Origin of the sequence: uncultured Nisaea sp., assembly GCF_963974195.1 — a bacterium.
Classification (GTDB): Bacteria; Pseudomonadota; Alphaproteobacteria; order Thalassobaculales; family Thalassobaculaceae; genus Nisaea.
This window is the reverse complement of sequence record NZ_CAXBDC010000005.1, coordinates 1-24,447: the sequence shown is the minus strand read 5'-3', so window position 1 is coordinate 24,447 and position 24,447 is coordinate 1. Positions and strand designations below refer to the sequence as shown.

Genomic DNA, 24,447 nt, shown 5'->3' with positions numbered 1-24,447 from the left:
CCTCAGCTCGCCGGCGGCCCGTCGAGGCCGTATGCGGTGTGCAGGGCTCGAACGGCCAGTTCGGTATACTCGGCCGCGATCAGCACGCTGACCTTGATCTCCGAGGTCGAGATGACCTGGATATTGATGCCCTTGTCGGCCAGGGTATGGAACATCGTCTTGGCGACGCCCGGCTGGGAGCGCATGCCGACACCGACGACCGAGACCTTGGCGACGTTCGGGTCCGCGTTGATTTCCTTGAAACCGAGTTCGTCCTTCAGCTTTTCCAGCACCTGGCGGGCGCGGTCGAGATCGGTCTTGCCGACGGTGAAGGTCATGTCGGTGGTGTTGCCGTCCTCGGTCACGTTCTGGACGATCATGTCCACATTGACGGCCGCATCGGCGAGGCTGCCGAAGATCGATCCGGCAACGCCCGGACGGTCCGGAACGTGGCGCACGGTAACCTTGGCTTCTTCCGGGCTGTAGGCAATGCCGCTGACGATTTGCTGTTCCACGATCTCATCCTCATCACAGACCAGGGTGCCGGGGGCTTCGATGAAGCTGGAGAGCACCTGGAGTCTGACATTGTGCTGCATGGCGAGCGCGACGGAGCGCGTCTCCAGCACCTTGGCCCCTTGCGAGGCCAGTTCCAACATTTCCTCGTAGGTAATCCGGTCGATCTTCCGGGCCGCCGGTACGATCCTCGGATTGGTAGTATAGACGCCATCGACGTCCGTGTAGATATCGCAGCGATCCGCGTTGAGCGCCGCTGCGAGGGCGACGGCCGATGTGTCGGAGCCGCCGCGGCCGAGCGTTGTGATCCTGTTGTCCGGGCCAATGCCCTGGAAGCCCGCGAGGACGGCAACCTGACCTTGCTTGAAGCGGTTGACGATCTCATCGGTCTCGATGTTCTGGATCCGGGCCTTGCTATGCACGCCATCGGTCCGGAACGGCAGCTGCCAGGCGAGCCAGGAGCGGGCGTTGATCCCGATATTCTGCAGGGCCATGGCCAGCAAGCCGCTCGTCACCTGCTCGCCTGTCGAGACGATGGTGTCGTATTCGCGGGCGTCATGCAGCACGCTCATCTCGCGCGCATAGCCGACCAGCTGATTGGTGACCCCGGCCATGGCAGAGACGATGACGGCCACTTCATTGCCGGCATCGACTTCTTTCTTGACCCGTTGAGCCACATTCTTGATGCGTTCAATATCGGCGACGGACGTGCCGCCGAACTTTTGCACGATACGCGCCATTTCGTTCCGCTTTTCAGGAGTGTATCCCCAATGCCCAAATCCGGAACGCGAGCGTTCCTAATGGCCCCAGGCGGGGCTATACATAGCGACACGTCGCTGTCCCGGCAAGACCGGGCTCGGTGTTGAATGGAGCGCCCATGAACCAGAAGAACGCAGCCGCAAGCACGATCGATCCGGAGGATGTCGCAAGGTTCTCTGCCGTGGCGGCGGAATGGTGGGATATGCAGGGGCCTTTTGCCCCGTTGCACAAGTTCACACCGGTCCGCCTGAAATTAATCCGGGAGTGGTTGAGCGACCATTTTGGTCTGCCCGATTCGGCGGGGATTCCGTTCGACGGTCTGAAACTGCTCGACATCGGATGCGGCGGCGGCCTGATCTCGGAGCCACTTACCCGGCTGGGTGCGTCGGTGACCGGGATCGATGCGGACGCGCGGACCATCGGGACGGCCCGGCTGCATGCCGAACAGACGGGTCTCGATATCAACTACCGGGCCTGTCTGGCGGAAGAGCTCGCGGCGGAGATGCCGGGTGCGTTCGATGTCGTGATTGCTTCCGAAGTGATCGAACATGTTGCCGATCCCGCGCTTTTTGCGGCCTCCCTTGCGAAGCTTGTTCGTCCTGGCGGTGCGGTCTTCGTCACCACGCTTAACAGGACCATGAAGTCGCTTCTGTTCGGAAAATTCGCAGCCGAATATGTCCTGCGCTGGGTACCGGCGGGCACCCATGACTGGAGTCAGTTCCTGACACCGGAAGAGTTGGGCGGACTGTTGTCGGAAGCAGGGCTGGTGCCGGCGGAGAAGACCGGCATCCGGTTTGACCCGCTGGGTGATAGCTTCGAGCGTTCGTCGGATCTCGGGATCAATTACGCAATGCTTGCTGTTCGTCCGGAAACGGCCTGATCAGGCGTCGCTTTTAGGCAGCCAGGGAATGGCGGCGAAACCGATCCCCTCTTCACGCAGGGCTTCGGCTTCCGTCGCGCTGGTCTCGCCGTAAATCCCGTGCGGATCGGTTTCGCCGTAATGGATCTTCCGGGCTTCCTCGGCGAAATCCTTGCCGACATAGTCAAAATTGCTCTCAACTTCGGAGCGGAGCGCCGCGAGCTTCTGCCGAAGCTCGATCATTTCAGGCGGCATCTCCTTGATCGCGGAGACGGCCTGCGCGGGCTCGCTGTCACCCTTTTTCTTGGAGGAGGAGACATTCGGCGCCATCAGGGCCTTGGAGACAGAGGACGAGCCACAGCTCGGACAGACCAGCAGACCAGCGTCTGCCTGTTTGTCGTAGGCGGCACTATCGCGAAACCAGGCATCGAAGCTATGCTCTTTGTCGCACAGTAATCTGTATTTGATCATCCAACTGACCCACTGTCGTCCTGTCAGCTATCAGGTAGCCTTGGCAGCTATCGGGTAGCATGCTGTCGAAATAGTGTAATAATTACTAATTAGCCAGTGTGTCGTTGCGCGGGGGACAGAGTGTGAGCGATCCGGACGGCAAAACCCTGGGGCAGCGGGATGCCGCCCATCATTTGCATCCCTTCACCGATAACCGGGGGCTCGTGGATATCGGCGGGCCTACCGTGATCGAGCGGGGAGAGGGGTGTTACCTCTGGGACGATCAGGGGCATCGCTATCTTGATGCGCTCGCCGGTCTGTGGTGCGTCAATGTCGGTTATGGCCGCAAGGAGCTGGCTGACGTGGCTGCCCGTCAGATGCAGCAGCTTGCCTACTACAACACCTTTTTCAACACGACGACGGCACCGGCGGCGGAGCTGGCGGAGATGCTGGCGGCACTTATGCCGGGCCATCTCAATACCGCCTTGTTCGCGAATTCCGGCTCCGAGGTCTGCGACAGTGCAATCCGCCTCGGGCGCTATTACTGGCAGCAGGTCGGCAAACCCTCGAAACGGGTCGTTATCGGCCGGGAGGAGGGATATCACGGCTCCACCCTGGCGACGATCAGCGCCGGTGGCGTCGGCGCGATGCATGAGCAGGGCGGCTCCGGCATGCCGGATTTCGCCCATATCGAGGCACCGTATAAATTCCTGCACGGCCCGAACATGTCCGAGGCGGCATTTTCGCAACAGGCGGCGCATGCCCTCGAGATCAAGATCAGGGAACTCGGTGCCGAAAATGTCGCCCTCTTTATCTGCGAGCCGATCCAGGGGGCGGGCGGTCTGATCTTTCCGCCGGAAGGATATTTGCAGGAGGTGCAGAGAATTTGCCAACAGCACGACGTGCTGTTCGTGCTGGATGAGGTGATCAGCGCTTTCGGCAGGCTTGGTGCCTGGTCGGCTGCCGAACTGTTCGGCCTCAGCCCCGATTTCATCACTCTGGCGAAAGGGCTGTCTTCCGGCTACCAGCCGATTTCGGCACTGATGATCTCCGATCCGATCGCGGACAAGCTGCGGGATGCGGAAGGCGGGCTTGCGCACGGTTTTACCTATTCGGGACACCCTGTTGCCGCCGCCGTGGCGCTGGAGAACCTGAAGATCCTGCAGCGTGAAAAACTGGTGGAGCGCGTGGCCCAGGATATCGGCCCTTACTTTCAACGCGCGCTTTCCCGCCTTGCCGGCCATCCGCTGGTGGGCGAAGTTCGCAGCCTCGGTCTGCTGGGGGCTGTGGAGCTGATCCAGGACAAGGCCCGGCATATCCTGTTCGATCCGCCCGGCGTGGTCGCTGCCGTCTGCCGCGAGAATCTCAGGGCGCGGGGCATCATCGTGCGCGCGGTGCGGGATACGTTGCTGATCGCGCCGCCCTTCGTGGTCACGCATGACCAGGTCGACGATATTGTCGACACGCTCGAAGCAGCTTTTGAGGACATCCGTAAAGAGCTTGGAATTATTGCCGAGGAACAGATGGTCGCCCGGGTTGTCGAGCATACGGAGCAACCGCTTGCCGGCAAGGCCGCCCTTGTTACCGGTGCGTCCCGGGGGATCGGCGCCGAGGTTGCGCGGGTGTTCGCGCGTGCGGGTGCCACGGTTTACCTGCTTGCGCGCGATGCCGGCGAACTCGAAGCCCGCCGGGCCGAGATAGAAGCGGAGGGCGGGGCGGCCATATCCGTCCCGGCCGACCTCAGCCGTCCGGAAGGCATGGCGGCGCTGCAGGAGGCGATCGTGAATGGCGGTGGGCGGCTTGACGTGCTCGTTCTCAATGCGGCGTTGCTTGGCGACCTGAAACCTCTTCCGGACCTGGAGGATGCTGTCTGGGATACGGTCATCGACCTCAATCTCAATGCGGCCTTCAGGCTTTTGACGGCGCTGCATCCGCTGCTGTCCGCGTCCGGTGCCGGGCGGTGTATCTTTGTTACCTCCGGTGCGGCGCGCGGCGCGCATGCGGACTGGAGCGGCTATGCGGCAAGCAAGGCCGGACTTGAGGCGATGATGCGGCTCTATGCGGCGGAAAACCACAAGCTCGGGGTCCGGGCCAATGCGGTCGATCCCGGCGCGATGCGCACAGACATGCGGGCGGCGGCTTTCCCGGACGAGGATCCCCGGTCCGTGGTGCCGGTTGAGGCAGCGGGGCCGGTTTTCCTCCGGCTTGCGGTTCCTGATTGCTCCTTCTCCGGAGCCGTCATACCCGTGCTTGACACGGCCGAGGCCGCGGAATGAGAGAGGCGCGCGCCGAAACGGGGCCGGTCCCGGCGGTATCGGGCTGGGTCGAACGGTTTGCCGAGCTGGTGCCGAAAGACGTGGAAGTCCTTGATGTCGCATGCGGTGCGGGACGTCACGGCCGGTTCTTTCGCCGCCGAGGAAACCCGGTTGTCATGCTGGACCGGAACATCGCGCCCGTCGCCGATATGGCCGCCGACCCGGAGGTTCAGCTTGTCGCGTTCGATCTGGAAGCGGGACGGCCGTGGCCGCTTGCCGACCGGCGGTTCGGCTGTGTCGTCGTGACGAACTATCTGCACCGGCCGATCATACGGGACATTGTTGCCGCCGTTGCCCCGGGCGGCATGCTGATCTACGAGACCTTCGCCAGGGGCAACGAGGCTTTTGGCAAGCCAAGCAACCCTGACTTCCTGCTGCACAGTGAAGAGCTTCTGATTTTATGCAGGCCTGAACTCAGGGTTATTGCATTTGAAGATCTGACGGTGACCATCCCGAGGCCGGCTTGTGTCCAGCGGATCGCAGCCGTCAGAAACATGCCCGAGATCGCCGAGATCTAGCCTGAGCGCTGTCAGGCATGGCTGGGCGGCAATGGAAATGCATGATTGAAAAACGCGCAAAAGCCTTACGAGGCGTTGCGGGAGGCTATCTTGTCACATACGCTCTGGTGCTGCGTTGTATAAAGGAATCAGCGTCTAAAATAGCGCTGACGAAACGCGGCGGTACCGGGTCCGGGTGGCGGCTGGAACCGGAACGAAAGGAAACAGGGGTTGGCTTGGAATTATGTCGGACGATGAAAAATCATCGTCGACCGTCCATAGCCAAGGCGCATGGCAACGCCGAGGGAGGGGAACATGATATTGAATTTTCAACCGGACAGACGTTTCGCGCAAATGGAACCGCTGTCTTCCGTGTTGCGGGATCTGAGAGTCTATTGGGATTTCTCCCGGGCGCAGCTCACGCTTCCGCTGTCCGAGAACCTGTTTATCTCCGATCTTGTCGACGAAATGCCTCATGTCCTGCTCGTCTATGGAGAAAAATCCAGATTCCAGGTTGAATTCGCGGGAGATACCGCGGCCGACTTGCTGGGCGGAACGCCGATTGGCGCGACCACAGAGGCCGGCGGCGGGTTGCCTGACGAATTGACGCGCTGCATCCTTGCGGCGGCAAAGAGCGGGGAGCCGGCTCCGGGGGGCATGGACGGCATGCAGATTCTCTGCCTGCCGTTCTGCGGAGAATTCGACGATGTCAATGTCGTTCTCGTCGGGCTGGTTGCCGCCGCCAACCTGGAATCCCGTACCGGCGGAACGGTCGTCTCACTCGTTCGCTAAGGCGCCGGTCACCCGGCCCTGATTTTCAGGGTTGCTGGAACGGGATCAGATCTTCCCGTGGCATTGTTTGAATTTCTTTCCCGATCCACAGGGGCAGATCGAATTCCTGGGGACCTTGCCCCAGGTTGACGGATCTTGCGGATCGATACTGACTGCGCTCTGCCGGGAGCGGACCATGGTTTCCCCGTCCGCCATGCCATCCCCGGCACCATCATCCGAAGAAAGTGCCGGATCTTCCCGGCCTTCATGCATTTCCCGTGCTGCCCGCTCCGCCGCCATGCGGGCTTCCATCTCCTCGGGCGTTGCCTGGACCCGGATCTCGAGATGGGAGAGCACGCCGCAAACGGTCTCGCGCAGGCCGGTCAGCATGCCGTCGAACAGGTTGAAGGCTTCGCGCTTGTATTCGTTCAGCGGGTCCTTCTGGGCATAGGCACGCAGATTGATGCCCTGACGCAGGTGATCCAGTGACAGAAGATGTTCTTTCCACTGCTGATCCAGGATCTGCAACAGCAGGCTCTTTTCCGCCATGCGCAGGACTTCGGGGCCGTAATTCGCGGCTTTTTCAGCCATCGCACGGTCCGACGCCTTGGTGATCCGCTCCAGGATCTCCTGATCCGCGATACCTTCCTCGGCCGCCCATTCCGCGACCGGCAGGTCAAGGGCGAGCAGACGCAGGCATTCCTCATGCAGGGCGGGGATGTCCCACTGCTCGGAATAAGCGCCTTCCGGGATGCAGCGGGAGACCACGTTCTCGATCACCTCGTGCCGCATGTCCGCGACCGTTGCGGCGATTTCCGACGCGCGCATGATGTCCTTGCGCTGCTCGAAGATCACCTTGCGCTGATCGTTCATGACATCGTCGTATTTCAGCAGCTGCTTACGAATGTCGAAGTTACGGGCCTCGACCTTCTGCTGTGCTTTTTCGAGCGCCTTGTTGATCCAGCTATGGACGATGGCCTCGCCCTTCTCCAGACCGAGACGTTGCAGCATGCCGTCCATGCGCTCGGAGCCGAAGATCCGCATCAGATCGTCTTCGAGCGACAGGAAGAATTTGGACGCCCCCGGGTCACCCTGGCGGCCGGACCGGCCACGGAGCTGATTGTCGATACGGCGGCTTTCATGCCGCTCGGTGCCGATGACGTAAAGGCCGCCGGCTTCCAGCACCTGTTTCTTCGCTACCTCGATCTCGGCACGCAGGGCCTCGATCTTGGCCGGATCGGCGTCCTCGCCGAGTTCCAGGGCGATGCGCATGTCGGCATTGCCGCCGAGCTGGATGTCGGTACCGCGGCCCGCCATGTTCGTGGCGATGGTGATCGCGCCGGGCTGACCGGCCTGGGCGACGATCGTCGCTTCCTGCTCATGGAAGCGCGCGTTCAGGACCTTGTGCTCGATCCGGCGCTTGTTCATCAGGCCGGAGAGCAGTTCGGACTTCTCGATGGAAACCGTGCCGACCAGCACCGGCTGACCTTTTTCGCGGCATTCCGCGATGGTGTCGATGATGGCGTCCCACTTCTCCTCGGCCGTGCGATAGACCTCGTCGTCATGATCCTTACGCGCGATCGGAACGTTGGTCGGCATCTCGACGACTTCGAGATTGTAAATTTCGGCGAACTCGGCCGCTTCGGTCATGGCCGTGCCGGTCATGCCGCCCAGCTTCGGATAGAGCCGGAAATAATTCTGGAAGGTGATCGAGGCCAGGGTCTGGTTCTCGTTCTGGATGGTGACGCCTTCCTTGGCTTCGAGCGCCTGGTGCAGGCCCTCGGAATAACGCCGTCCTTCCATCGCCCGTCCGGTGAACTCGTCAATGATGACAACCTTGTCGTCCTTGACGATGTAATCCGTATCCTTGGCGAAGAGATGGTGCGCGCGGAGCGCCTGGTTGGCGTGGTGCACCAGCGAGATGTTGTTGATGTCGTAGAGACCGCCTTCTTCCAGCATGCCGGCTTCGCTCAGCAGCGCTTCGATATGCTCCTGACCGGCTTCGGTGAAGGCCACCGTGCGCTGCTTTTCGTCCTTTTCGTAATCTTCCGGAACCAGCCCGGGGATCACGGCATTCATGGCGGTGTATGTCGCGGAGCTGTCCTCGGCCGGGCCGGAGATGATCAGCGGGGTCCGCGCCTCATCGACCAGGATCGAGTCGACTTCATCGACGATGGCGAAATTGAAGTCGCGCTGGACCATGTCTTCCAGCCGGAACTTCATGTTGTCGCGCAGATAGTCGAAGCCGAATTCGTTGTTGGTGCCGTAGGTCACATCGGACGCGTAGGCGGCCTTGCGCTCGGCATCGGTCAGTCCATGTACGATGCAGCCGGTCGACAGACCGAGGAAATTGTAGACCTGGCTCATCCAGCCGGCGTCGCGTTTGGCCAGATAGTCGTTCACGGTGACAACGTGGACGCCCTTGCCCTCGATGGCGTTCAGATAGACGGCGAGAGTGGCGACAAGGGTCTTGCCCTCACCGGTCTTCATCTCCGCGATCCGGCCCTGATGCAGCACCAGGCCGCCGAGCAGCTGAACATCGAAATGCCTCTGGCCGAGCGCCCGCTTTGCCGCTTCGCGCACGGTTGCGAAAGCCTCGGGCAGAATGTCGTCGAGACTTTCCCCGTCTTTCAGGCGCTGCCGGAATGCGTCGGTCTTGCCTGCAAGGGCCGTATCGTCGAGCGCCGAAATTTCGGGCTCCAGCGCGTTGATCGCATCGACGGTTTTTTGCAGGCGTTTGAGTATCCGCTCGTTTTCCGAGCCGAAGATGGCCTTGGCGAGTGCGCCGAACATGCCGACCTCTGATATGGAAACGGGTGCCCGGCTATAGACCGGGTAGCTGACAGATAGGCGGATGCGGGAACGCTGTCAACGCAGGCGGCTTGGTGAGCTTGCTGACATGTCGTGCTTCGTCATGGACCTGACGGCTGCCGATAGTGAGAGGGCAGATTCCGATTACAAGATTCCCGGTCATGTACTAGCACTGTTCTAAAGCGTTTTAGAGCGATGGGGAGCGGGACCGATGAGACTTACGGATTGCCACAATTTTCATGATTTCCGGGAGCTGGCGCGCCGGCGTCTGCCCGGTCCGATCTTCAACTATATCGACGGCGCGGCCGACGACGAGGTGACCTACCGGCGTAATACGGAAAGTTTCGAGGCCTGCGATCTGGTGCCGAACATCCTGCGCGGGGTGGAGGATGTCGATATGTCGGTGACGGTCATGGGGCAGAAGCTCGCCATGCCGATCTATTGCTCGCCGACGGCCCTGCAGCGGCTTTTCCATCATGACGGCGAGCGGGCCGTGGCTGCTGCGGCGGCGAAGTTCGGGACCATGTTCGGGGTTTCCTCCCTCGGTACGGTCAGCCTTGAGGAGCTGCGGCGCAAGCACGACAACCCGCAATGCTACCAGTTCTACTTCCACAAGGACCGGGGCCTGAACAAGGCGATGATGGAGCGGGCCAAGGAAGCCGGGGTCAATGTCATGATGCTGACTGTGGACAGCATCACCGGCGGCAACCGGGAGCGCGATCTCAGGACCGGTTTCTCAATCCCGTTCCGCCTGACCCCCGGCGGCATGCTGCAATTCGCGCTGAAGCCGCTGTGGGGCATCAACTATCTGACCCATGAGGGCTTCAAATTGCCGCAGCTCGACGAGCATGTCGATATGGGCGGCGGGGCGATGTCCATCGGGCGCTATTTCACGGAGATGCTCGATCCCTCGATGACCTGGGACGATGTCGCCAAGATGGTCGAGCTCTGGGACGGACAGTTCTGCCTGAAGGGCGTGATGTCGGTCGAGGATGCCAAGCGCGCGGTCGATATCGGCTGTACCGGTATCGTGATCTCGAACCATGGCGGTCGGCAGCTTGACGGCTCGCGCTCTTCCTTCGACCAGCTCGACGCCATCGTGCAGGCGGTCGGTGACCGGATCGATGTCATCATGGATAGCGGCGTGCAGCGTGGCACCCATGTCCTGAAGGCACTTTCGCTCGGCGCCAAGGCGGTGGGCGGCGGACGCTTCTATCTCTATCCGCTTGCGGCAGCCGGACAACCTGGTGTCGAGCGGGCTCTCACCCTGATGAAGGCGGAAATAGAGCGTGGCATGCGGCTGATGGGCTGCAGCAGCGTCAAGGATCTGACACGGAATTCCGTGGCGTTTCGCTGATATCCCCCGGTCGCGCCGTGTTTCCTGTTCTGGTCCGGCGAAGGCGCTCCGCTGCCATGAATCGCGAGGCGCCGCCGAGTGTTCGCGGTATGGGTGTGAATTAAGCTGCAATACGTGATATATTAGGTCTTCATTTTAATGAAAACGGATGTCTGGAGATAATTCGAAATTACAATTAATTTACATTAAAATTCGTTAATGCACGCGATGCATTGCCTAGAAAGGGTGAGCGCATGATTGATCGGATCACCGGGTACACGTCCGGGGTGATCGCGCCGACAGCAGCGCGGAGAAGCCGCCAGGTTGCTGGAGAGGCGCTTAATCAGAGAGTTGTGCAGCGCCGTGAAGAACGGCGTGACGAGAATGGTGCGGGTAATCAATCCTCTCATCACGATCAAAAACAGTCCCAGAATGATGACGATAGCGTTGATGTGCGCCTCTCCAATGCGCCGGCCAATACGCCGGTACGGCCGCCGTCCCGCTCGCCCTATGGGGCAAATGCCTATGCGAATGCAACGCTCCCATCCTCTTCGTCCAGCTCTGACGATGTGCTGATTTCCCGGTCCACGGCGGTCCTGTTGACGGAAGATCTCAGCAGCCTGATCCGCCGCGCTGTCAGCAATGTCGGGTTGCTTGTGCATGGCCTGATGCAGGTTCCGGACAATGCCGCCCATGACGTCGAGCGGCGCTTTCATATCGCCGCGCTGAGTGCGGTGCGGCTCGGACGGGAACGCTATCTCCGGAAAACAGGCAGTGCGAACAACAACCCGCTCGGTCTCGCGTTCGAGAATATTTCCGTGCGCTATGACGGGTTGCGCGGCACGGCGGCGATCGAGATCGGGGCGGCCGATTTTCTGGACCGTATAGACATGCAGGCAACCGGTGTCGTGTTCGACGTGCGCGGTAACGGGGCTGTGTATGATGCGCGGCCGGGAATTTTCGTCGATACCGGCAATCACGGCGCGGCCATCGCCAACAGGATTATCGAGACCGTCCGGCGGGATCTGCCGCATTTCGGCGGCAGCGAGGACACCGAAGGCGCCATCGTGCTGATCCGGGCGGATAACAGCGATTTCTCCGACCATCGCGCGCCGGCGGAATGGTTGCGTTTCGATCTTATCCTGCCGTTCCGCAAGCCCTGATATCCAGCCACGCTCCCCGCGAATTTGTCATACTGCAGGCCGCAAACGCGTCTTGCCGCTCTCTAGTCGATCTGATAGGGCTGCTCGTCGCGCGGAAGCCGGGCTCCCGTGTCATTCTTCAGAACAAATCGCGGGCCGAAGGTCCGGTGAAAGGCGCTTCCATGAAACATTCCCGCTTCCGGCCTGAACTGTGCGTCCCGGCCTTGCGCGTCTCGCTGACGGCGATGCTTCCCGTACTGGCCCTGGGGATGACTCTGGCCCTTCCGGCGGCTGCGCAGACCACAAGCGCCACGCCCGAGACCAAGCCGGCCGCGCAGGCCGCGATCGATCCGGCAACCACCGTCGTCGCCACCGTCGACGGGGAGAAGATCTACCTTTCGGAAATTCTTCTGCAGATCCAGCAGCTCCCGCAGCAATATCAGCAGGCGCCGATGGAGCAGATCTATCCGCCGATGCTGGATCGGGTCATCGATTCCCGGCTGATCGCCAAGGCGGCGCGCGAAGCTGGCATTCAGGACCGCGCGGACGTCAAGGAACGGGTCGAGCAGGCTGAATCCGGCATCATCTCAGAGGTCTACATGACCGAAAAGGTGAAGGAGACGGTGGGCGAAGACGCACTGCGCAAGCGCTATGAAGAGAGCATCAAGGACAGCGCGGAGCAGGGTGAGGAAGTCAAGGCCCGGCACATTCTGGTTGCCAGCGAAGAAGACGCGAAAGCGATTATCGAAGAGCTGAAGAAGGGCGCCGATTTCGCCAAGCTCGCAGCGGAAAAATCCACGGGGCCGTCCGGCACCAGCGGCGGCGATCTCGGTTACTTCACCGCCGATGCCATGGTCCCCGAATTCTCCGAGGCCGCCTTTGCCCTGAAGCCGGGTGAAATCACCGAGGCGCCGGTACAGACCCAGTTCGGCTGGCATGTCATCAAGGTCGAGGACCGGCGCGCCGTGCAGCCGCCGAGCTTCGAGCAGATGCAGCCGCAGCTGGCGCAGGAAATGACCCGTGAAATCCTGACGAAGGCTATCGAGGAACTCCGGGCCGGCGTTGACATCAAGCGCTATGGGCCGGATGGCTCCGCGCTTCAGACAAAGTAGTTTTCATCGACATCGTTTCCTTGGGATTCCGATCATGACCGACCAGGTTTCGCCGCTCGCTCCGGACAGCTTTCCAACCCTTCCGGCGATTGCCGGCGTGCGTACAGCCACGGTTTCGTCCGGGATCAAATACAAGAACCGTGACGACGTGCTGGTGGCCGAGCTTGCGCCGGGCACCACCGTCGCCGGTACGTTGACGCGCTCGACCACACCGGGCGCGCCCGTGACCTGGTGCCGGGAAATCCTGGCCCGGGGCAGCGGCCGCGGGCTCGTCGTCAATGCCGGGAATGCGAATGTTTTCACCGGCGCCATCGGCGATGCCTCGGTGCGGGAAACCGCATCGGCGGCGGCGGGTGTTCTCGGCTGCGCACCGGACGAGGTTTTCATCGCCTCGACGGGTGTGATCGGCGAGATCCTGCCGCACGACAAGATCATCGCCAAACTGCCGGACGCAAAAGCAAAGCTGACGGAAAATGGCTGGGATGCGGCGGCGGGCGCGATCCGGACGACGGATACCTTCGCGAAGGGCGCCAGTGCCACGGCCCAGATAGGCGGCAAGACCGTGACCATAGCCGGTATCGCGAAGGGTTCCGGCATGGTGCAGCCGAACATGGCGACGATGCTGAGCTTCGTGTTCACCGATGCGGCGATCCCGGCGGCGATCCTGCAGGAAGTGCTTTCCCCGGCGATCGACCGGACCTTCAACTCCATCACCGTCGATAGCGATACCTCGACCAGCGACACCCTGTTGCTGTTCGCGACCGGGGCCGCCGGCAACGCGGCTCCTGCTTCGGTGTCGGATCCGGCTCTCGACGGTTTCAAGCAGGCTTTGGAAACAGTCCTGCGGGAGCTTGCCCTTCTCGTTGTGCGTGACGGCGAGGGCGCGCAGAAGCTGATCGAGGTCCGGGTGACCGGCGCCGTGTCAGATGACTCCGCCCGCAAGATCGCTCTTTCGATTGCCAATTCACCGCTTGTGAAAACAGCGATCGCGGGTGAAGACGCGAACTGGGGGCGGGTGGTCATGGCGGTCGGCAAGTCCGAGCAGCCGATCGATGTCTCCCGGATCAGCATCGGCTTCGGCGGGGTGGATATTGCCGTCGATGGTAAGCGGAACCCGGATTATGACGAAGCGCCGGTGGCTGCCCATCTGAAGGGGCAGGAAATCGGCATCGACGTTAATGTCGGTACCGGAGACGGAAAAGCCACCGTCTGGACCTGCGATCTGACCCACGGCTATATCAGCATCAACGCGGATTATCGCAGCTAGGGTTCCCCGCGATGGAACGTGTGACGACGGAACGGCTGGCCTTCCGGGCACCGGAGCTGGCGGATGGCGATGCGCTTTATACGCTGATGAACGATTTCGGCATCGTCAAATATCTGACGTCGGTGCCGTGGCCCTATACGCGGCCGGATGCGGATACCTATATCGAACGGGCGCGGACCGGACGTGCGGAGGAGAAGGGGCTTTACTACCTGATCCTCGACCGGGTGACGAAGGAGCCTGTCGGCACCATCGACCTGCGCTTCGATCCGGATGAGGCCGCTCATTTCGGCTATTGGCTTGCCACTCCGGTCTGGGGGCGGGGCTATGCCAGCGAAGCGCTTGCGGCCCTGCTTGATTTCGGCTTCGGGGTGCTCGGGCTGAGGCGGATCTGGGGGGCGGCGATGCCGGAAAACCCTGCCTCGATCCGGGTGATGGAGAAATGCGGGCTTGCCCATGCCGGCACGATGCGTGTGAAGCGCCCGAATTTCGGTGATGAGGTTGATATGATGCAACTCGACATGCTGCGTTCCGACTGGCAGGCGCGCGGCGGGAAGGTTGTGCCGGTATGAGTGACGCCACAGCGAAACCGATTGTCATGGTGGTTGCCGTCGGCCTGATCGATGCGGACGGGCGTGTGCTTCTGGCGCAGCGGCCGGAAGGCAAGTCCATGGCCGGGCTCTGGGAGTTCCCCGGAGGCAAGGTCGATCCGGGGGAAAGCCCGGAGGACGCGCTGATCAGGGAGCTGCAGGAAGAACTCGGCATCGACACGAAGGAGAGCTGCCTTGCGCCCTTCACCTTCGCGTCGCACGCCTATGAGGATTTCCACCTGCTGATGCCGCTTTATCTCTGCCGCCGCTGGTGGGGAGATATCGTGCCGCAGGAAGGGCAGGCGGTCAAATGGGTGCGCCCGATGCGTCTGAAGGACTACCCGATGCCGCCCGCCGATGTGCCCCTGGTGGCGATGCTGCAGGATTATCTCTGAGCCAAATCAGCCGCGCCCGACGAAAGGCATCTTGGTCGCCATCACGGTCATGAACTGGACGTTCGCGTCGAGCGGCATGCGGGCGATATGCACCGCCGAGCTGGCCACATGTTCCACATCCATGCGCGGCTCGATCATCATCGAGCCGTTTGCCTGCGGCACGCCCTCGCCCTTGACCATGCGCTCGGTCATCGGCGTCACCGCGTTGCCGATATCGATCTGGCTGCAGACGATGTCGAAGGCGCGGCCGTCGAGGGAGATCGATTTCGTCAGCCCGGTGATGGCATGCTTGGTTGAGGTGTAGGGCGCGGAATTCGGCCGTGGCGTATGCGCCGAGATCGAGCCGTTATTGATGATCCGCCCGCCCTGGGGCTTCTGCGCCTTCATCATCGCCATGGCGCGCTGGGCGCATAGGAACGAGCCGGTCAGATTGACATCGACCACGGCCTGCCACTGCTCGGCCGTCAGCTCATCCATCGGGATCGCCGGTGTGCCCATGCCGGCATTGTTGAACAGCAGGTCGAGCCTGCCGAATGTCTTCTTCAGCGCATCGAACAATGCGTCGACCTGGGCAACCTTGCCGATATCGGTGGGCACCGCGAGCATGGCGCCGCCGCCTGAATGGGCCATGGCGGCTGTTTCCTCAAGCGGTTCCAGCCGGCGTCCGGCCAGGACGACATTGTAGCCTTCTTTCTGGAATGCCAGCGCGACCGCGCGTCCGACCCCTGTTCCGGCCCCGGTTACGAGTGCGGTTTTTCCGTTCCCCGACATGACTTCCTCCCGTCATTTTCGTTTGAGAGCGGGAGTGTGTCGCGCGCGCGACGGCTTGGCACGCGGAAAAATGCAAAGGCTGTCGTGTCAGCCGGGATCGGGTTTCCGTTCGTCGGCGGGGATCTCCGGCAGGAAGGGGCTGATCAGGAGGCCTGGATCCTGTGTCTCTGTGCCGGTCGCATTTACGTTTGCGTCCCGGTAGAGCCGGTTGCGGGTGTCGTTCAGCTTCATGGCGAGATAGTTTCCGTCCGCCCGGGTCATCTCCAGCTGCCGGTTTTTCAGCGCGACCTCGATATTGTGAACTTCCTCGATAGAAGCCTTCGTTGCTGGCAGTTTCTCGAGTTTTTCGACCGTCTCCTTGATCCAGTCGATGGATTTCTGCCTTGTCTGCTGCGCTTCGAGCACAAGAACCGAAAGGCGGTCGAGGATATACTCGACCTGTTCCGTCTTCTGGTCGCCGCAGTAGGGGATCAGTTTTTTCAGATAGTCGAAATCCTCCTGCTTCAGCTCGTAGAGTTTTTTCCTGAAGTAGGTGAATTCCAGATTCTCGACCGCCATGCCGCCTTTCAGACGGGCCAGGATGTTGATCGGCGCATTACCGCCCGGAATCTTTGAGCAGTCAGCGTCATTGACGTCTTTCGGGGGCTCTGCCGGCGGCGTTTGCTGCGCCTCTGCCGGCGGCAGCACGAAAAGCTGGAGCGCCAGCGCGCCCAGAATCGCGAGGACCGTCATCCGGGCCGATTTCCCGTAGCTGGTCATTGGAACATCACCCTTTCTGACGTCCGAATTGCTTTTTGCATGCCATCGATACCACACTCAGGGTGTCGCAGCTTCTCGCGGCAATGCAACCTTCATGCCCGGAGTATCCCCGATGAGCGTTCCCGCTTCCGTCACCGCATTCGAGCGGACCTATGAGACATGGCATTCGGAAAAGCCTGCGGCAACCGGCCCGCGCGGTGCCGTGGCCTCCCAGAATGTCGAAGCGGCCGCCGTCGGACAGGCAATTCTCAAGGATGGCGGCAATGCCATGGACGCGGCCATCGGCACGGCTTTCGCCCTGACCGTGGCCGAGCCCTGGATGAGCGGCCTTGGCGGCGGCGGTTACATCACGCTTTATTCGGCGAAGGAAAAGGCGGTCCGCGTCGTCGATTTCGCCATGAAGTCCGCCAAGGGGCTGAACCCGGCGGACTATCCGCTGGCGGAAGGCACGGGCGCGGACCTGTTTGGCTGGCCTGCCGTGGTGGACGACCGGAACGTGAACGGTCCGTACTCGATCGCCGTGCCGGGCACGGTTGCCGGTTATGCGCTGGCGATGGAGAAATACGGCACGAAAAGTCTCGCCGATGTCATCGCGCCTGCCGCCGCCCTGGCGCGGCGCGGCCATCGCGTCACCTGGTGGACCATGCTGATGTGCGGCGCCGACATGCCGGCGCTGCAGAAAAGCCCGGCGACGGCGGAAACCTGGCTGCCGGGCGGTTTTCCTCCGGCAATGGGTGCGGACCCGGAGCCGAAATTCCTGAAACTCGGCAAGCTCGCCGACACGCTGGATGAGCTTGCCCGGGACGGGGCGGAGAGCTTTTATCGCGGTGCCATCGGGGAACGGATCGCGAAGGATGCCGAGCGTCTGGGCTCTTCCGTCCGGATGGCGGATCTGGAGGCCTATGAGGCGGAAATCCAGGAGCCGCTGTCGATGACGCGCGGCGAGGCGACCTATCATGTGCCGGGCGGCCTGACCGCCGGGCCGAGCTTTGCCGATGCGCTGAAGGATCTGCCGGCCTTCTCCGGCGCGGCGCCGGACGCGCAGACTTACGCCGCCTATGCCCGCACCCTGAAGGCCGCCTACGAATACCGGATGGCAAATCTGGGGCATGCCGGCGACCATGGCGACCGGAGCTGCACCAGCCACATCGCCGCCGCCGATGCCGAAGGCAATATTGTCATGATCACGACGACCTTGCTGTCCCGCTTCGGCAGCCGGGTGCTGTTCCCGGAAACCGGCATCATGATGAATAACGGGATCAACTGGTTCGATCCGCGCCCGGGCCGTCCGAATTCGCTGAAGCCGGACACCAAGCCGCTCTGCAACATGGTTCCCGCGGTGGTGACGAAGGACGGCAAGCCCTGGTTCGGTTTCGGTGCTTCCGGCGGCCGCAAGATCATGCCGGCCGTCTACCAGCTCTGCTCCTTCATGAACGATTTCGGCATGGATATGCAGACCGCCCTGAACATGCCGCGTGTTGATCTGAGCGCAATCGACACAATCTATGCCGATGCCCGCTTCGATGCGGAGATCATGGCTGCCCTGAAGGCAGTGGCCCCGACCGAGAGCTGGCCGGCGACCACCTACCCGATCATGTATGCCTGCCCGCTCGGGGCGATGGTTTCCGAAAGCGGGGTAACGGCGTCGGCGCATCCGACGACGCCGCTGTCGGCAGCACTCGCGGTCTAGCCTAAAGCGCCGCGATCAGGCTGAATGCAATGATTGCGGCGCGGATTTCTGTGCCCGCGTGAGCCGGGGATAGAACATGGCTGGACGGGTGGCGAGGCAACGTCTGCTGGTAGCGGAACGGCAGGGGCTGAAACTGGCGGTACTCTGCCGGACTGCGGCTGTGGCGTTCGGCATGCTCTGGCTGACGGTCGGTTGGAACCTCGCTGGGTTCTCACCCAGCCCGCTGGCTATGACGGCGCTCGCCCTGTTCGGTGTGATCGGCATTGCCAGCTATACGGTGATCGGCACACGGTACGAGCGGTGGTGGCTGAAATATGCCCTGTACGCGATCGACATCCTTGCGGTCTGTGCCGTCTTCGTCGTCATCCCGGTCAGCCGGTTTGCGCCGGAACTGCCGCAGGTGCTCGCCTTCCGGGCCTTCGGCGTCCATTACCTGTTCCCGCTGGTCGCCATGGCGTGCCTGACCCTGTCCTGGCGTCTGGTCGCCTGGTCCGGGCTGGCTGCCGTTGCCGGCTGGTGGGCCGCCTTCGGTCTTGCCATTGCCGACATGCAGCAGCGGCTTTCCTGGCGCGACCTGCCGCCCGAGCCGACGGCAGAGGAATATCTGAAAGTGTTCCTCTCCCCGGATTTTGTCGGCTACGGCACCCGGCTCCAGGAAACCATCCTGTTGATGATCGCCGCTCTTGTCCTTGCCCTTGCGGTCTACCGTGCGCGCTGCGTGTTCGTGGCCCAGGTGGAAGCCGAGCAGGCACGGGAGCGGGCGGTCCGGACCTTCGGCCGGTTCGTGCCGGAAACCATCGCCGACCGGCTTGCCTCGGACCGGGATGCGCTGGCGCCGCAGGTCCGGCATGGTGTCGCGCTGGTGCTCGATATCGAGAATTTCACGGCCTATGCGGACGGCCGCGCGCCGGAGGAGGTGATCGCCACCCTTGGTGCCTTCCTCGCCCGCTCCGCCGAGGCGATCTCGAACCGTGAAGGGGTGGTGATCAGCTTCACTGGAGACGGTCTGCTCGCCGCCTTCAACACACCGCTGGAAATCCGCCAGCCCGAACGGGCCGCACTGGATGCCGCCTCGGATCTCCTGAAATGCGCCCGCGAGTCTGGCTTTCAGGTCCGCGTCGGCCTCGCGGCAGGCCAGATCGCCTCGGGCCGTGTCGGCTCCGAACGGCGGCAGGCTTTCACGATCTACGGCGACACGGTGAACCGGGCGGCCCGGCTGGAAGTGCTGGCAAAGGATGTCGGCGCGTCGGTGCTCGCGGATGCCGGGGTGGCGGGGAAAGCAAAACCGGACGATCTGCTGAAGCCGCTCGGCGAGCAAAAGATCCGCGGGTTTGAAGCGCCGCTGGCGGTCTGGTCGAAAGAGATGACAGCTTTGCCGGGAGTATAAGCATCTCCCCCACACGTGTTTCCCGGACGTGATCCGGGACCTTTCGACGTAGGGAGCGCCTTATGATCACAAAGGTCCCGGATCAAGTCCGGGAAAACAGTTTCTGTTGAGGATGGTCCGGAAGAACGGGCGCGGTTTAGCCGTTCCTGCAAACGTCATTCTTTAGCACTCATCCCCTCCACCTTAGACGTCATCCCCATGCAAATGGGGACCCAGGGATGGCGGGCGGTGCTTTACGATCTCTGGGTCCCTGCGTGCGCAGGGATGACGGTTTTCTAGGTTGGGCTTCTCTGGAGGCACCCGTTACCCCAGCCCCGGTCCCACGAACGGCGCCCCGAAACTCTCCGTCGTATAGCGGAACACCCGCAGGCTGTCGGACCAGTGATCCATCGGCAGCCCGGCCTTGCGCTTCAGGTTGCGGATGAAATCCTCCGCTTTCGGCAGGCCCTCCCAGACGCTCGGCAGGAACAGGCCGCGTTTGTTGCCTTCCTGCATGATCAACCCGTCCACATCCGGCCGGGCCTTGGACACCAGATCCTTCTCGCTGTTGAAGGGCAGGGCGTGCGGGGTGGAGAGGATGGAGATGTGCAGGTCTGCCGTTGCCAGCTCCTCTGCCGTCAGCGGCGGGAAGCGGGGATCGCCGAAACCGGCCTTGTAGGCATTGGTGATGACGTCGAGCAGCAGTGGCTGATGCGCGATCACGCTGCCGATGCAGCCGCGCAGCTTGCCCTTGATATTCACCGTGACGAAGCTGGCCCGCATGGCCGTCAGGCAGGGCGACAGGTTCGTGCCCAGTTGCGCGTCCGGCGGGCGGCCATGCTCGGCGCCGAAGCGCAGGGCGAAGCGGGCGGCCTCGATCATCTGCTCCCGGTCCGCGTCAGGAATGCGCGCGCTCCCGGCATATTCCATCGCCGCCGCGCCATAGCCGACCACCCGGTCCTTCGCCCCGTGCGTGTCGCCTGAATTGCGGGTGTCGAGCGCCGTCACCCGCATGTCCCGCCGCCGGGCGAGGCTGAGCGCGCCTGCAATGGCCCGGTGCCCGCAGGCGCCTTTGCCGTCGAGCGCTTCCAGCTTCATCAGCTCAATACGCTGCATGGTGGCGCGGTCGAGCGTGCGTGCGCTGTCGTAATCGAGGAAATGGGAGAGATCGGAGGAGACGGAAATCAGCGTTTCCGGCCCGCCCCAGACCGCGTCGAGCGCCTGCGCCACCTGCCCCGCCCCGGCATCGCCGACAAGGATCGGTACGATCTCGAAATCACCCAGCACCTGCTGCAGGAAGGGCACATGCACCTCAAGGCTGTGCTCGCCCTCGAACACCCGGTTGGCAACCTGAAAACCGGGCAGGGCCAGAAGCGTGCGCAACGCATCCCAGGCAACCGGCACGGTGCCGAACGGTGTCGCCCAGGCATCGGCACTGGTCGTCGCCAGCCCCTTGAAGCCGACCCGGTGCGCCGGGCCGACGATTACCACGCGCTTGATGGTCTCGCGGCGTCTGGCGAGCGGCTTGAAGGCAGTCCCGGCGATGGGACCGGAAAAGACATAGCCAGCATGGGGCGCAATGATGATCTTCGCCTCCTGCACCGGCGTCTCCGCTGCGCCGGTGAGGCACTGCGTGACGATGTTTTCCAGCGCGCCCGGCTCGGCGGGGTAGAAGGCGCCAGCGACGTGGGGGGCGCGGAGAGCGGTGGTTTCAGTCGATCCCTGTTCCATAGGTCGAATATAGGGAGGGACCGGCACGAACGGGAGAGGTTATTACCGTTCAGGTATTGGGCGAGCACCCCGGCCTTCCGCGCCCTGCTTGAAGCGCATCGCATCATCCAAAACTGTGACCAACAAACCGCCACCCTAGAAAGGCGGCTCACGACCGTGCGCAATGCTGCAGGGGGATGTAATGAAGAGGGCTAGATCAGTTAATCCTCAATTCATCATCAGTTTTGTAATTGCTGATAGTAATGATGTTGTGTTTTATTTTAATTTCTTCTGTGTAAAATCCAAATTCTCTGCAGTGATTTCGAAAATTACTTTCTCTAGGGGAGAATTTTACTATTTCTTTTAATGTATAAAAAGAAGTGATTGAGTGTTCAGGTTTTTCATCAATGTGATTGTTGTGGTGGTTGAATATTTGGTTGGATGTGTGCAAATGCATAATTTGCTGATCGAGTATTTTATAAAATTCAGGATTAAATATTTGAATTTTATTTCTCATATTTTCTATGTTTATTATGGCTTGAGAGTTGTTAATGATTTTTGTTGTGTTTTTGTGCATAATTATAAAATTATCGACGGTTTTTTTGTCGAAATGAATAAGCATATCATCAAGATTGTTATCGTTATGATTGTTTGTTTTGTTTTCTTCATTTATATGTATGCTAAGTTTTTTGTTCGTTAGGTCATCAAAAACGTTAAAACAATAATTCATTTGATTTCTGATAGTGCAAAAATCTCTTATATAAGAGTGAATAAATCTTTGTTGTTCTTCGGTGTCTCTATCTCTTTTTCCTTTGGTAGATATCCAGTATGCACCAAATACACCGATCATAGCCCCAATTATTGTCGCAAAGGTCTTAACGTACCCAGCAATGCCGGTTCGAGCACTTTCGATCATCAATACCGCGATAAGAAAGGCGATAAAGACGGCGATAAAAATAGAAATAATATCTTCAGTGCGCATGATTTTCATCGCCCTATAGTTGCCGGTTTCGCGACTATCAGGCAAGTGTCGTTGGCGTGGCGATGTAATGCTCCGCTCCAGACAGGCAGATCTCAAGCATGCGCAACGGGATTTCGATCTCGTCGGCTATATCAACGGCCTGCCGGAAGGTGTCGATCTGCGATAAGTGATCAGCGGCGAGTTCGCGTGGTGCTGCCCGTTCCATGGCGGGCGCTCCTTGGCTCTCCAGCGCGCAAGGTTAGTTCCCGGCCGCTATCCAAGTATTTCGAAAGAGCTATCCCCCAACCAGATACTGCGCCAACAGCAGCGTCGCAGGCATGGTCACAAAGGACAGTGCCGTCTGGATTGTCACGATCCCGGCCATGGCCGGGGCGTCTCCGCCCATGGCGCGGGCGAGGGTGTAGGCACTTGCGGCGGCGGGGGAGGCGCCGAACAGCATGGCGGCCATGAACAGCTCCGGCTCCAGCCCGATGGCGAGACCGGTGAAGGCCATTGCCGCCGGGAACACCACCATCTTGCCGAAAACGCAGAGCATGGTTGCCTTGACGTCGGCGCTCATGGCCTGGATCCGGATATTGGCACCGACACAGAGCAGGACGATGGGCAGGGCGGCGGCGCCGAGAATCGCCGTCATGTCGGTGATGATAGGCACGGCGGACCAGCCGAGGAGATTGAACACCAGCCCGAGCCCGACCGCGAGCAGCAGCGGGTTGCGCGCCAGATCCCGGAACACCGAGATGAGCAGGTTGCCGTCATCCTTTTTCGCCAGTGCGGTTGCCATCAGGCAGACCACCACGACATTGGTGACCGGGATCAGCAGGGCGGTGACAAGCGCGGCGGTGCCGAGGATTTCGTGGCCGAAAACCTGCTCGCCCACCGCCAGTGCGATGAAGGTATTGTGCCGGGAACAGCCCTGCATGACGGAGGTCCAGAGCGGTTTTTCCGCCCGGAACAGGAAGAACAGCAGCAGCGAGAACAGCACCGCCGCGCCAAACCCGGCATAGACCGCGACCGCCAGCCCGCCCAGATGCACGCCGGAAAAATCGATGGAGGTGATCTTGTTGAACAGCAGGCACGGGAACAGCACCCAGTAGACCAGCTTGTCGTTCAGGTTCCAGAATTCCAGGCTCGGGATACCGCCCCGGCGCAGCAGGTGGCCGAGCACGATGAGCAGGAAGATCGGGGCGATGGGCAGGATCAGACTGGTGAACAAGAAACGGTCCCGGGTTTGGGGAAGCGGTTAAAATCGGGGCGGAGTACCTTTTTTATGGAGGGGGGTATTGTATATGATGTTTTTTGATTTCTTTTAATAGGAGAGGGTTTTTTTCTTTTATTTTTTTTGTTATTTTTGAAGATTCATTGCAATAAATTTCAAGAGATTTCATCATTATGAAGTATTGCTCAATGTATTCTGCTATTTCATGTTTTGAAAAAATTATTGAAAATTCAATGTAATCATTATGATTCATTATTCCAATATCTTTGTGTGAATCGTTAATGCTTTTTTGTCTGTCAAAATAATTAATTATATTATTCAAAACGCAATCATTAAAAATAGATATTTCTTTTCTGTAAGTAGAATTTATATCAGTGCAAAAAATATTATTGTGTAGTTTTATTATTTTATCTTTAACATTTTCTTCTTTGTTTTTGAATTTTTCTACTAAGTTGATGTAAATTTCAAAATGATCTATAATTTCTTTTGTGTGGTTGGTTGCTTCATAACATAAAATTTTAGCAATGTTTCTTTTTTTTTCTTCAATTTCCGCTTCGTGCTTCCACGCGGCGACGAGGTACGCAGCAAATGCTGCAAGACCACCTCCAAACAGCGCTGCTATCCAGGGAGGGATATGCTCAAGGTTATCGCTTAGAGCCGGATCCCGAAAAGCTGCCACTCCGACGGCGGCGCATAACGTAACGATCAATGTTATCGCACTGAAATACCATTTCATGATCGTCTTGATTTTCATCATATGATAGTTGCCGATTTTCTGGTTAAGCCACAAGCCCTGTCCCTAGAGGCCGTTGATCAGTGCTGTCGGGCGCCGTGACAGCCAACAGTATACCATCTGTAAGCACGCGGCCCGTTTGGTGGGAGGCGAGCAGTTGCCGGGGTCCCGGGTTTGGTGAAGCGGTTAAAATCGGGGCAGAGTATAGTGCCTTAAGAGTCCGGGAGCGAACCCGGCGAACGAGCAATGCTGGTGAGCGATATGGTCATGCAGGAAGCACCGGGTCTTGCCGAAAGCGCGCCTCCCGCGCTGAAGGGCAAGGGGCCGATTGTCGGGACGGAATACTGGAGCCTGCTGGATGACGGGCGGGTGCAGTGCGAGCTGTGCCCGCGGTATTGCAAGCTGAAGGAAGGCGCGCGCGGGCTGT

General features: G+C 60.5%; 23 protein-coding genes. 13 read left to right on the top strand and 10 right to left on the bottom strand.

Going from position 1 to position 24,447, the window contains the following annotated elements; translation table 11 throughout:
- Window positions 1-2: 2 nt before the first annotated feature.
- Window positions 3-1,232 (bottom strand): aspartate kinase, encoded by a 1,230-nt coding sequence (locus AAC126_RS02170; protein ID WP_339849537.1) that lies wholly within the window; start codon window positions 1,230-1,232, stop codon window positions 3-5.
- Between the two features lie 137 nt (window positions 1,233-1,369).
- Between AAC126_RS02170 and ubiG the strand changes: the two genes are divergently transcribed.
- Window positions 1,370-2,131 (top strand): bifunctional 2-polyprenyl-6-hydroxyphenol methylase/3-demethylubiquinol 3-O-methyltransferase UbiG, encoded by a 762-nt coding sequence (gene ubiG, locus AAC126_RS02165; protein ID WP_339849535.1) that lies wholly within the window; start codon window positions 1,370-1,372, stop codon window positions 2,129-2,131.
- On the opposite strand, the gene AAC126_RS02160 is transcribed toward ubiG, so the two are convergent.
- A complete protein-coding gene (locus AAC126_RS02160; protein WP_339849534.1) occupies window positions 2,132-2,581 on the bottom strand; it encodes a DUF1178 family protein in 450 nt (149 codons plus the stop codon).
- A gap of 122 nt (window positions 2,582-2,703) precedes the next feature.
- Here AAC126_RS02160 and AAC126_RS02155 point away from each other — a divergent pair, with 122 nt between their 5' ends.
- From AAC126_RS02155 to AAC126_RS02145, 3 genes are all read left to right on the top strand, one after another.
- Window positions 2,704-4,836, top strand: a complete 2,133-nt coding sequence (locus AAC126_RS02155; RefSeq protein WP_339849532.1) for an aminotransferase — start codon at window positions 2,704-2,706, stop codon at window positions 4,834-4,836.
- On the top strand, window positions 4,833-5,393 hold the full coding sequence (locus AAC126_RS02150; RefSeq protein WP_339849529.1) for a methyltransferase domain-containing protein: 561 nt from the start codon (window positions 4,833-4,835) through the stop codon (window positions 5,391-5,393). The genes AAC126_RS02155 and AAC126_RS02150 overlap by 4 nt, the downstream gene beginning before the upstream one ends.
- 294 nt (window positions 5,394-5,687) lie before the next feature.
- Window positions 5,688-6,164 carry a hypothetical protein gene (locus AAC126_RS02145; RefSeq protein ID WP_339849527.1) on the top strand — a complete coding sequence of 159 codons (477 nt, stop codon included), beginning with the start codon at window positions 5,688-5,690 and terminating at the stop codon, window positions 6,162-6,164.
- 45 nt (window positions 6,165-6,209) lie between these two features.
- Here the strand turns inward: AAC126_RS02145 and secA are convergent, their stop codons facing one another.
- On the bottom strand, window positions 6,210-8,936 hold the full coding sequence (gene secA / locus AAC126_RS02140; RefSeq protein ID WP_339849526.1) for a preprotein translocase subunit SecA: 2,727 nt from the start codon (window positions 8,934-8,936) through the stop codon (window positions 6,210-6,212).
- Window positions 8,937-9,165: 229 nt separating this feature from the next.
- On the opposite strand from secA, the gene AAC126_RS02135 reads away from it, so the two are divergent.
- The 6 genes from AAC126_RS02135 (at window position 9,166) to mutT (ending at window position 14,793) form a co-directional block, all read left to right on the top strand.
- Window positions 9,166-10,311: an alpha-hydroxy acid oxidase gene (locus AAC126_RS02135; RefSeq protein ID WP_339849523.1), complete on the top strand. Its 1,146-nt coding sequence runs from the start codon at window positions 9,166-9,168 to the stop codon at window positions 10,309-10,311.
- A gap of 233 nt (window positions 10,312-10,544) precedes the next feature.
- The gene (locus AAC126_RS02130; RefSeq protein WP_339849521.1) at window positions 10,545-11,453 is read left to right on the top strand and encodes a hypothetical protein; all 909 of its coding nucleotides are present in this window, start codon (window positions 10,545-10,547) and stop codon (window positions 11,451-11,453) included.
- A 161-nt stretch (window positions 11,454-11,614) separates the two neighbouring features.
- On the top strand, window positions 11,615-12,544 hold the full coding sequence (locus tag AAC126_RS02125) for a peptidylprolyl isomerase (RefSeq protein WP_339849519.1): 930 nt from the start codon (window positions 11,615-11,617) through the stop codon (window positions 12,542-12,544).
- 34 nt (window positions 12,545-12,578) lie between these two features.
- Entirely contained in the window at window positions 12,579-13,811 is a 1,233-nt protein-coding gene (gene argJ / locus AAC126_RS02120) for a bifunctional glutamate N-acetyltransferase/amino-acid acetyltransferase ArgJ (protein WP_339849517.1), read from the top strand.
- A gap of 11 nt (window positions 13,812-13,822) precedes the next feature.
- Window positions 13,823-14,380, top strand: coding sequence for a GNAT family N-acetyltransferase (locus tag AAC126_RS02115; protein WP_339849515.1), 558 nt, complete (start codon window positions 13,823-13,825; stop codon window positions 14,378-14,380).
- Window positions 14,377-14,793 carry an 8-oxo-dGTP diphosphatase MutT gene (mutT, locus tag AAC126_RS02110; RefSeq protein WP_339849513.1) on the top strand — a complete coding sequence of 139 codons (417 nt, stop codon included), beginning with the start codon at window positions 14,377-14,379 and terminating at the stop codon, window positions 14,791-14,793. Before AAC126_RS02115 ends, mutT begins: the two co-directional genes overlap by 4 nt.
- A 6-nt stretch (window positions 14,794-14,799) precedes the next feature.
- Here the strand turns inward: mutT and AAC126_RS02105 are convergent, their stop codons facing one another.
- Together AAC126_RS02105 and AAC126_RS02100 are read right to left on the bottom strand one after the other, a co-directional pair.
- Entirely contained in the window at window positions 14,800-15,564 is a 765-nt protein-coding gene (locus tag AAC126_RS02105) for an SDR family oxidoreductase (RefSeq protein WP_339849511.1), read from the bottom strand.
- Between the two features lie 87 nt (window positions 15,565-15,651).
- Window positions 15,652-16,323 carry a hypothetical protein gene (locus AAC126_RS02100; RefSeq protein ID WP_339849509.1) on the bottom strand — a complete coding sequence of 224 codons (672 nt, stop codon included), beginning with the start codon at window positions 16,321-16,323 and terminating at the stop codon, window positions 15,652-15,654.
- 112 nt (window positions 16,324-16,435) lie between these two features.
- On the opposite strand from AAC126_RS02100, the gene AAC126_RS02095 reads away from it, so the two are divergent.
- Both AAC126_RS02095 and AAC126_RS02090 read left to right on the top strand, forming a co-directional pair.
- Entirely contained in the window at window positions 16,436-18,013 is a 1,578-nt protein-coding gene (locus tag AAC126_RS02095; RefSeq protein WP_339849507.1) for a gamma-glutamyltransferase, read from the top strand.
- Window positions 18,014-18,089: 76 nt separating this feature from the next.
- Window positions 18,090-19,400: an adenylate/guanylate cyclase domain-containing protein gene (locus AAC126_RS02090; protein ID WP_339849505.1), complete on the top strand. Its 1,311-nt coding sequence runs from the start codon at window positions 18,090-18,092 to the stop codon at window positions 19,398-19,400.
- Between the two features lie 303 nt (window positions 19,401-19,703).
- On the opposite strand, the gene amrB is transcribed toward AAC126_RS02090, so the two are convergent.
- The 5 genes from amrB to AAC126_RS02065 form a co-directional block, all read right to left on the bottom strand.
- Window positions 19,704-21,110, bottom strand: a complete 1,407-nt coding sequence (gene amrB, locus AAC126_RS02085) for an AmmeMemoRadiSam system protein B (protein WP_339849503.1) — start codon at window positions 21,108-21,110, stop codon at window positions 19,704-19,706.
- Window positions 21,111-21,306: 196 nt separating this feature from the next.
- Window positions 21,307-22,071: a hypothetical protein gene (locus AAC126_RS02080; protein ID WP_339849501.1), complete on the bottom strand. Its 765-nt coding sequence runs from the start codon at window positions 22,069-22,071 to the stop codon at window positions 21,307-21,309.
- Window positions 22,072-22,108: 37 nt separating this feature from the next.
- Window positions 22,109-22,276, bottom strand: coding sequence for a hypothetical protein (locus tag AAC126_RS02075; RefSeq protein ID WP_339849499.1), 168 nt, complete (start codon window positions 22,274-22,276; stop codon window positions 22,109-22,111).
- 69 nt (window positions 22,277-22,345) lie between these two features.
- The gene (locus tag AAC126_RS02070) at window positions 22,346-23,284 is read right to left on the bottom strand and encodes an AEC family transporter (RefSeq protein WP_339849497.1); all 939 of its coding nucleotides are present in this window, start codon (window positions 23,282-23,284) and stop codon (window positions 22,346-22,348) included.
- Window positions 23,285-23,336: 52 nt separating this feature from the next.
- Window positions 23,337-24,023 (bottom strand): hypothetical protein, encoded by a 687-nt coding sequence (locus tag AAC126_RS02065; RefSeq protein ID WP_339849494.1) that lies wholly within the window; start codon window positions 24,021-24,023, stop codon window positions 23,337-23,339.
- 243 nt (window positions 24,024-24,266) lie between these two features.
- On the opposite strand from AAC126_RS02065, the gene AAC126_RS02060 reads away from it, so the two are divergent.
- Window positions 24,267-24,447, top strand: a 181-nt coding sequence (locus AAC126_RS02060) for a hypothetical protein (protein WP_339849491.1), incomplete at its 3' end; no start/stop codon positions are given.

What these genes read in the sequence shown, in the direction of transcription:
- AAC126_RS02170 (WP_339849537.1), bottom strand. Translation starts at nt 1,232, where the DNA reads ATGGCGCGTATCGTGCAAAAGTTCGGCGGCACGTCCGTCGCCGATATT.
- ubiG (WP_339849535.1), top strand. Translation starts at nt 1,370, where the DNA reads ATGAACCAGAAGAACGCAGCCGCAAGCACGATCGATCCGGAGGATGTC.
- AAC126_RS02160 (WP_339849534.1), bottom strand. Translation starts at nt 2,581, where the DNA reads ATGATCAAATACAGATTACTGTGCGACAAAGAGCATAGCTTCGATGCC.
- AAC126_RS02150 (WP_339849529.1), top strand. Translation starts at nt 4,833, where the DNA reads ATGAGAGAGGCGCGCGCCGAAACGGGGCCGGTCCCGGCGGTATCGGGC.
- AAC126_RS02145 (WP_339849527.1), top strand. Translation starts at nt 5,688, where the DNA reads ATGATATTGAATTTTCAACCGGACAGACGTTTCGCGCAAATGGAACCG.
- secA (WP_339849526.1), bottom strand. Translation starts at nt 8,936, where the DNA reads ATGTTCGGCGCACTCGCCAAGGCCATCTTCGGCTCGGAAAACGAGCGG.
- AAC126_RS02135 (WP_339849523.1), top strand. Translation starts at nt 9,166, where the DNA reads ATGAGACTTACGGATTGCCACAATTTTCATGATTTCCGGGAGCTGGCG.
- AAC126_RS02130 (WP_339849521.1), top strand. Translation starts at nt 10,545, where the DNA reads ATGATTGATCGGATCACCGGGTACACGTCCGGGGTGATCGCGCCGACA.
- AAC126_RS02125 (WP_339849519.1), top strand. Translation starts at nt 11,615, where the DNA reads ATGAAACATTCCCGCTTCCGGCCTGAACTGTGCGTCCCGGCCTTGCGC.
- argJ (WP_339849517.1), top strand. Translation starts at nt 12,579, where the DNA reads ATGACCGACCAGGTTTCGCCGCTCGCTCCGGACAGCTTTCCAACCCTT.
- AAC126_RS02115 (WP_339849515.1), top strand. Translation starts at nt 13,823, where the DNA reads ATGGAACGTGTGACGACGGAACGGCTGGCCTTCCGGGCACCGGAGCTG.
- mutT (WP_339849513.1), top strand. Translation starts at nt 14,377, where the DNA reads ATGAGTGACGCCACAGCGAAACCGATTGTCATGGTGGTTGCCGTCGGC.
- AAC126_RS02105 (WP_339849511.1), bottom strand. Translation starts at nt 15,564, where the DNA reads ATGTCGGGGAACGGAAAAACCGCACTCGTAACCGGGGCCGGAACAGGG.
- AAC126_RS02100 (WP_339849509.1), bottom strand. Translation starts at nt 16,323, where the DNA reads ATGACCAGCTACGGGAAATCGGCCCGGATGACGGTCCTCGCGATTCTG.
- AAC126_RS02095 (WP_339849507.1), top strand. Translation starts at nt 16,436, where the DNA reads ATGAGCGTTCCCGCTTCCGTCACCGCATTCGAGCGGACCTATGAGACA.
- AAC126_RS02090 (WP_339849505.1), top strand. Translation starts at nt 18,090, where the DNA reads ATGGCTGGACGGGTGGCGAGGCAACGTCTGCTGGTAGCGGAACGGCAG.
- amrB (WP_339849503.1), bottom strand. Translation starts at nt 21,110, where the DNA reads ATGGAACAGGGATCGACTGAAACCACCGCTCTCCGCGCCCCCCACGTC.
- AAC126_RS02080 (WP_339849501.1), bottom strand. Translation starts at nt 22,071, where the DNA reads ATGCGCACTGAAGATATTATTTCTATTTTTATCGCCGTCTTTATCGCC.
- AAC126_RS02075 (WP_339849499.1), bottom strand. Translation starts at nt 22,276, where the DNA reads ATGGAACGGGCAGCACCACGCGAACTCGCCGCTGATCACTTATCGCAG.
- AAC126_RS02065 (WP_339849494.1), bottom strand. Translation starts at nt 24,023, where the DNA reads ATGAAATGGTATTTCAGTGCGATAACATTGATCGTTACGTTATGCGCC.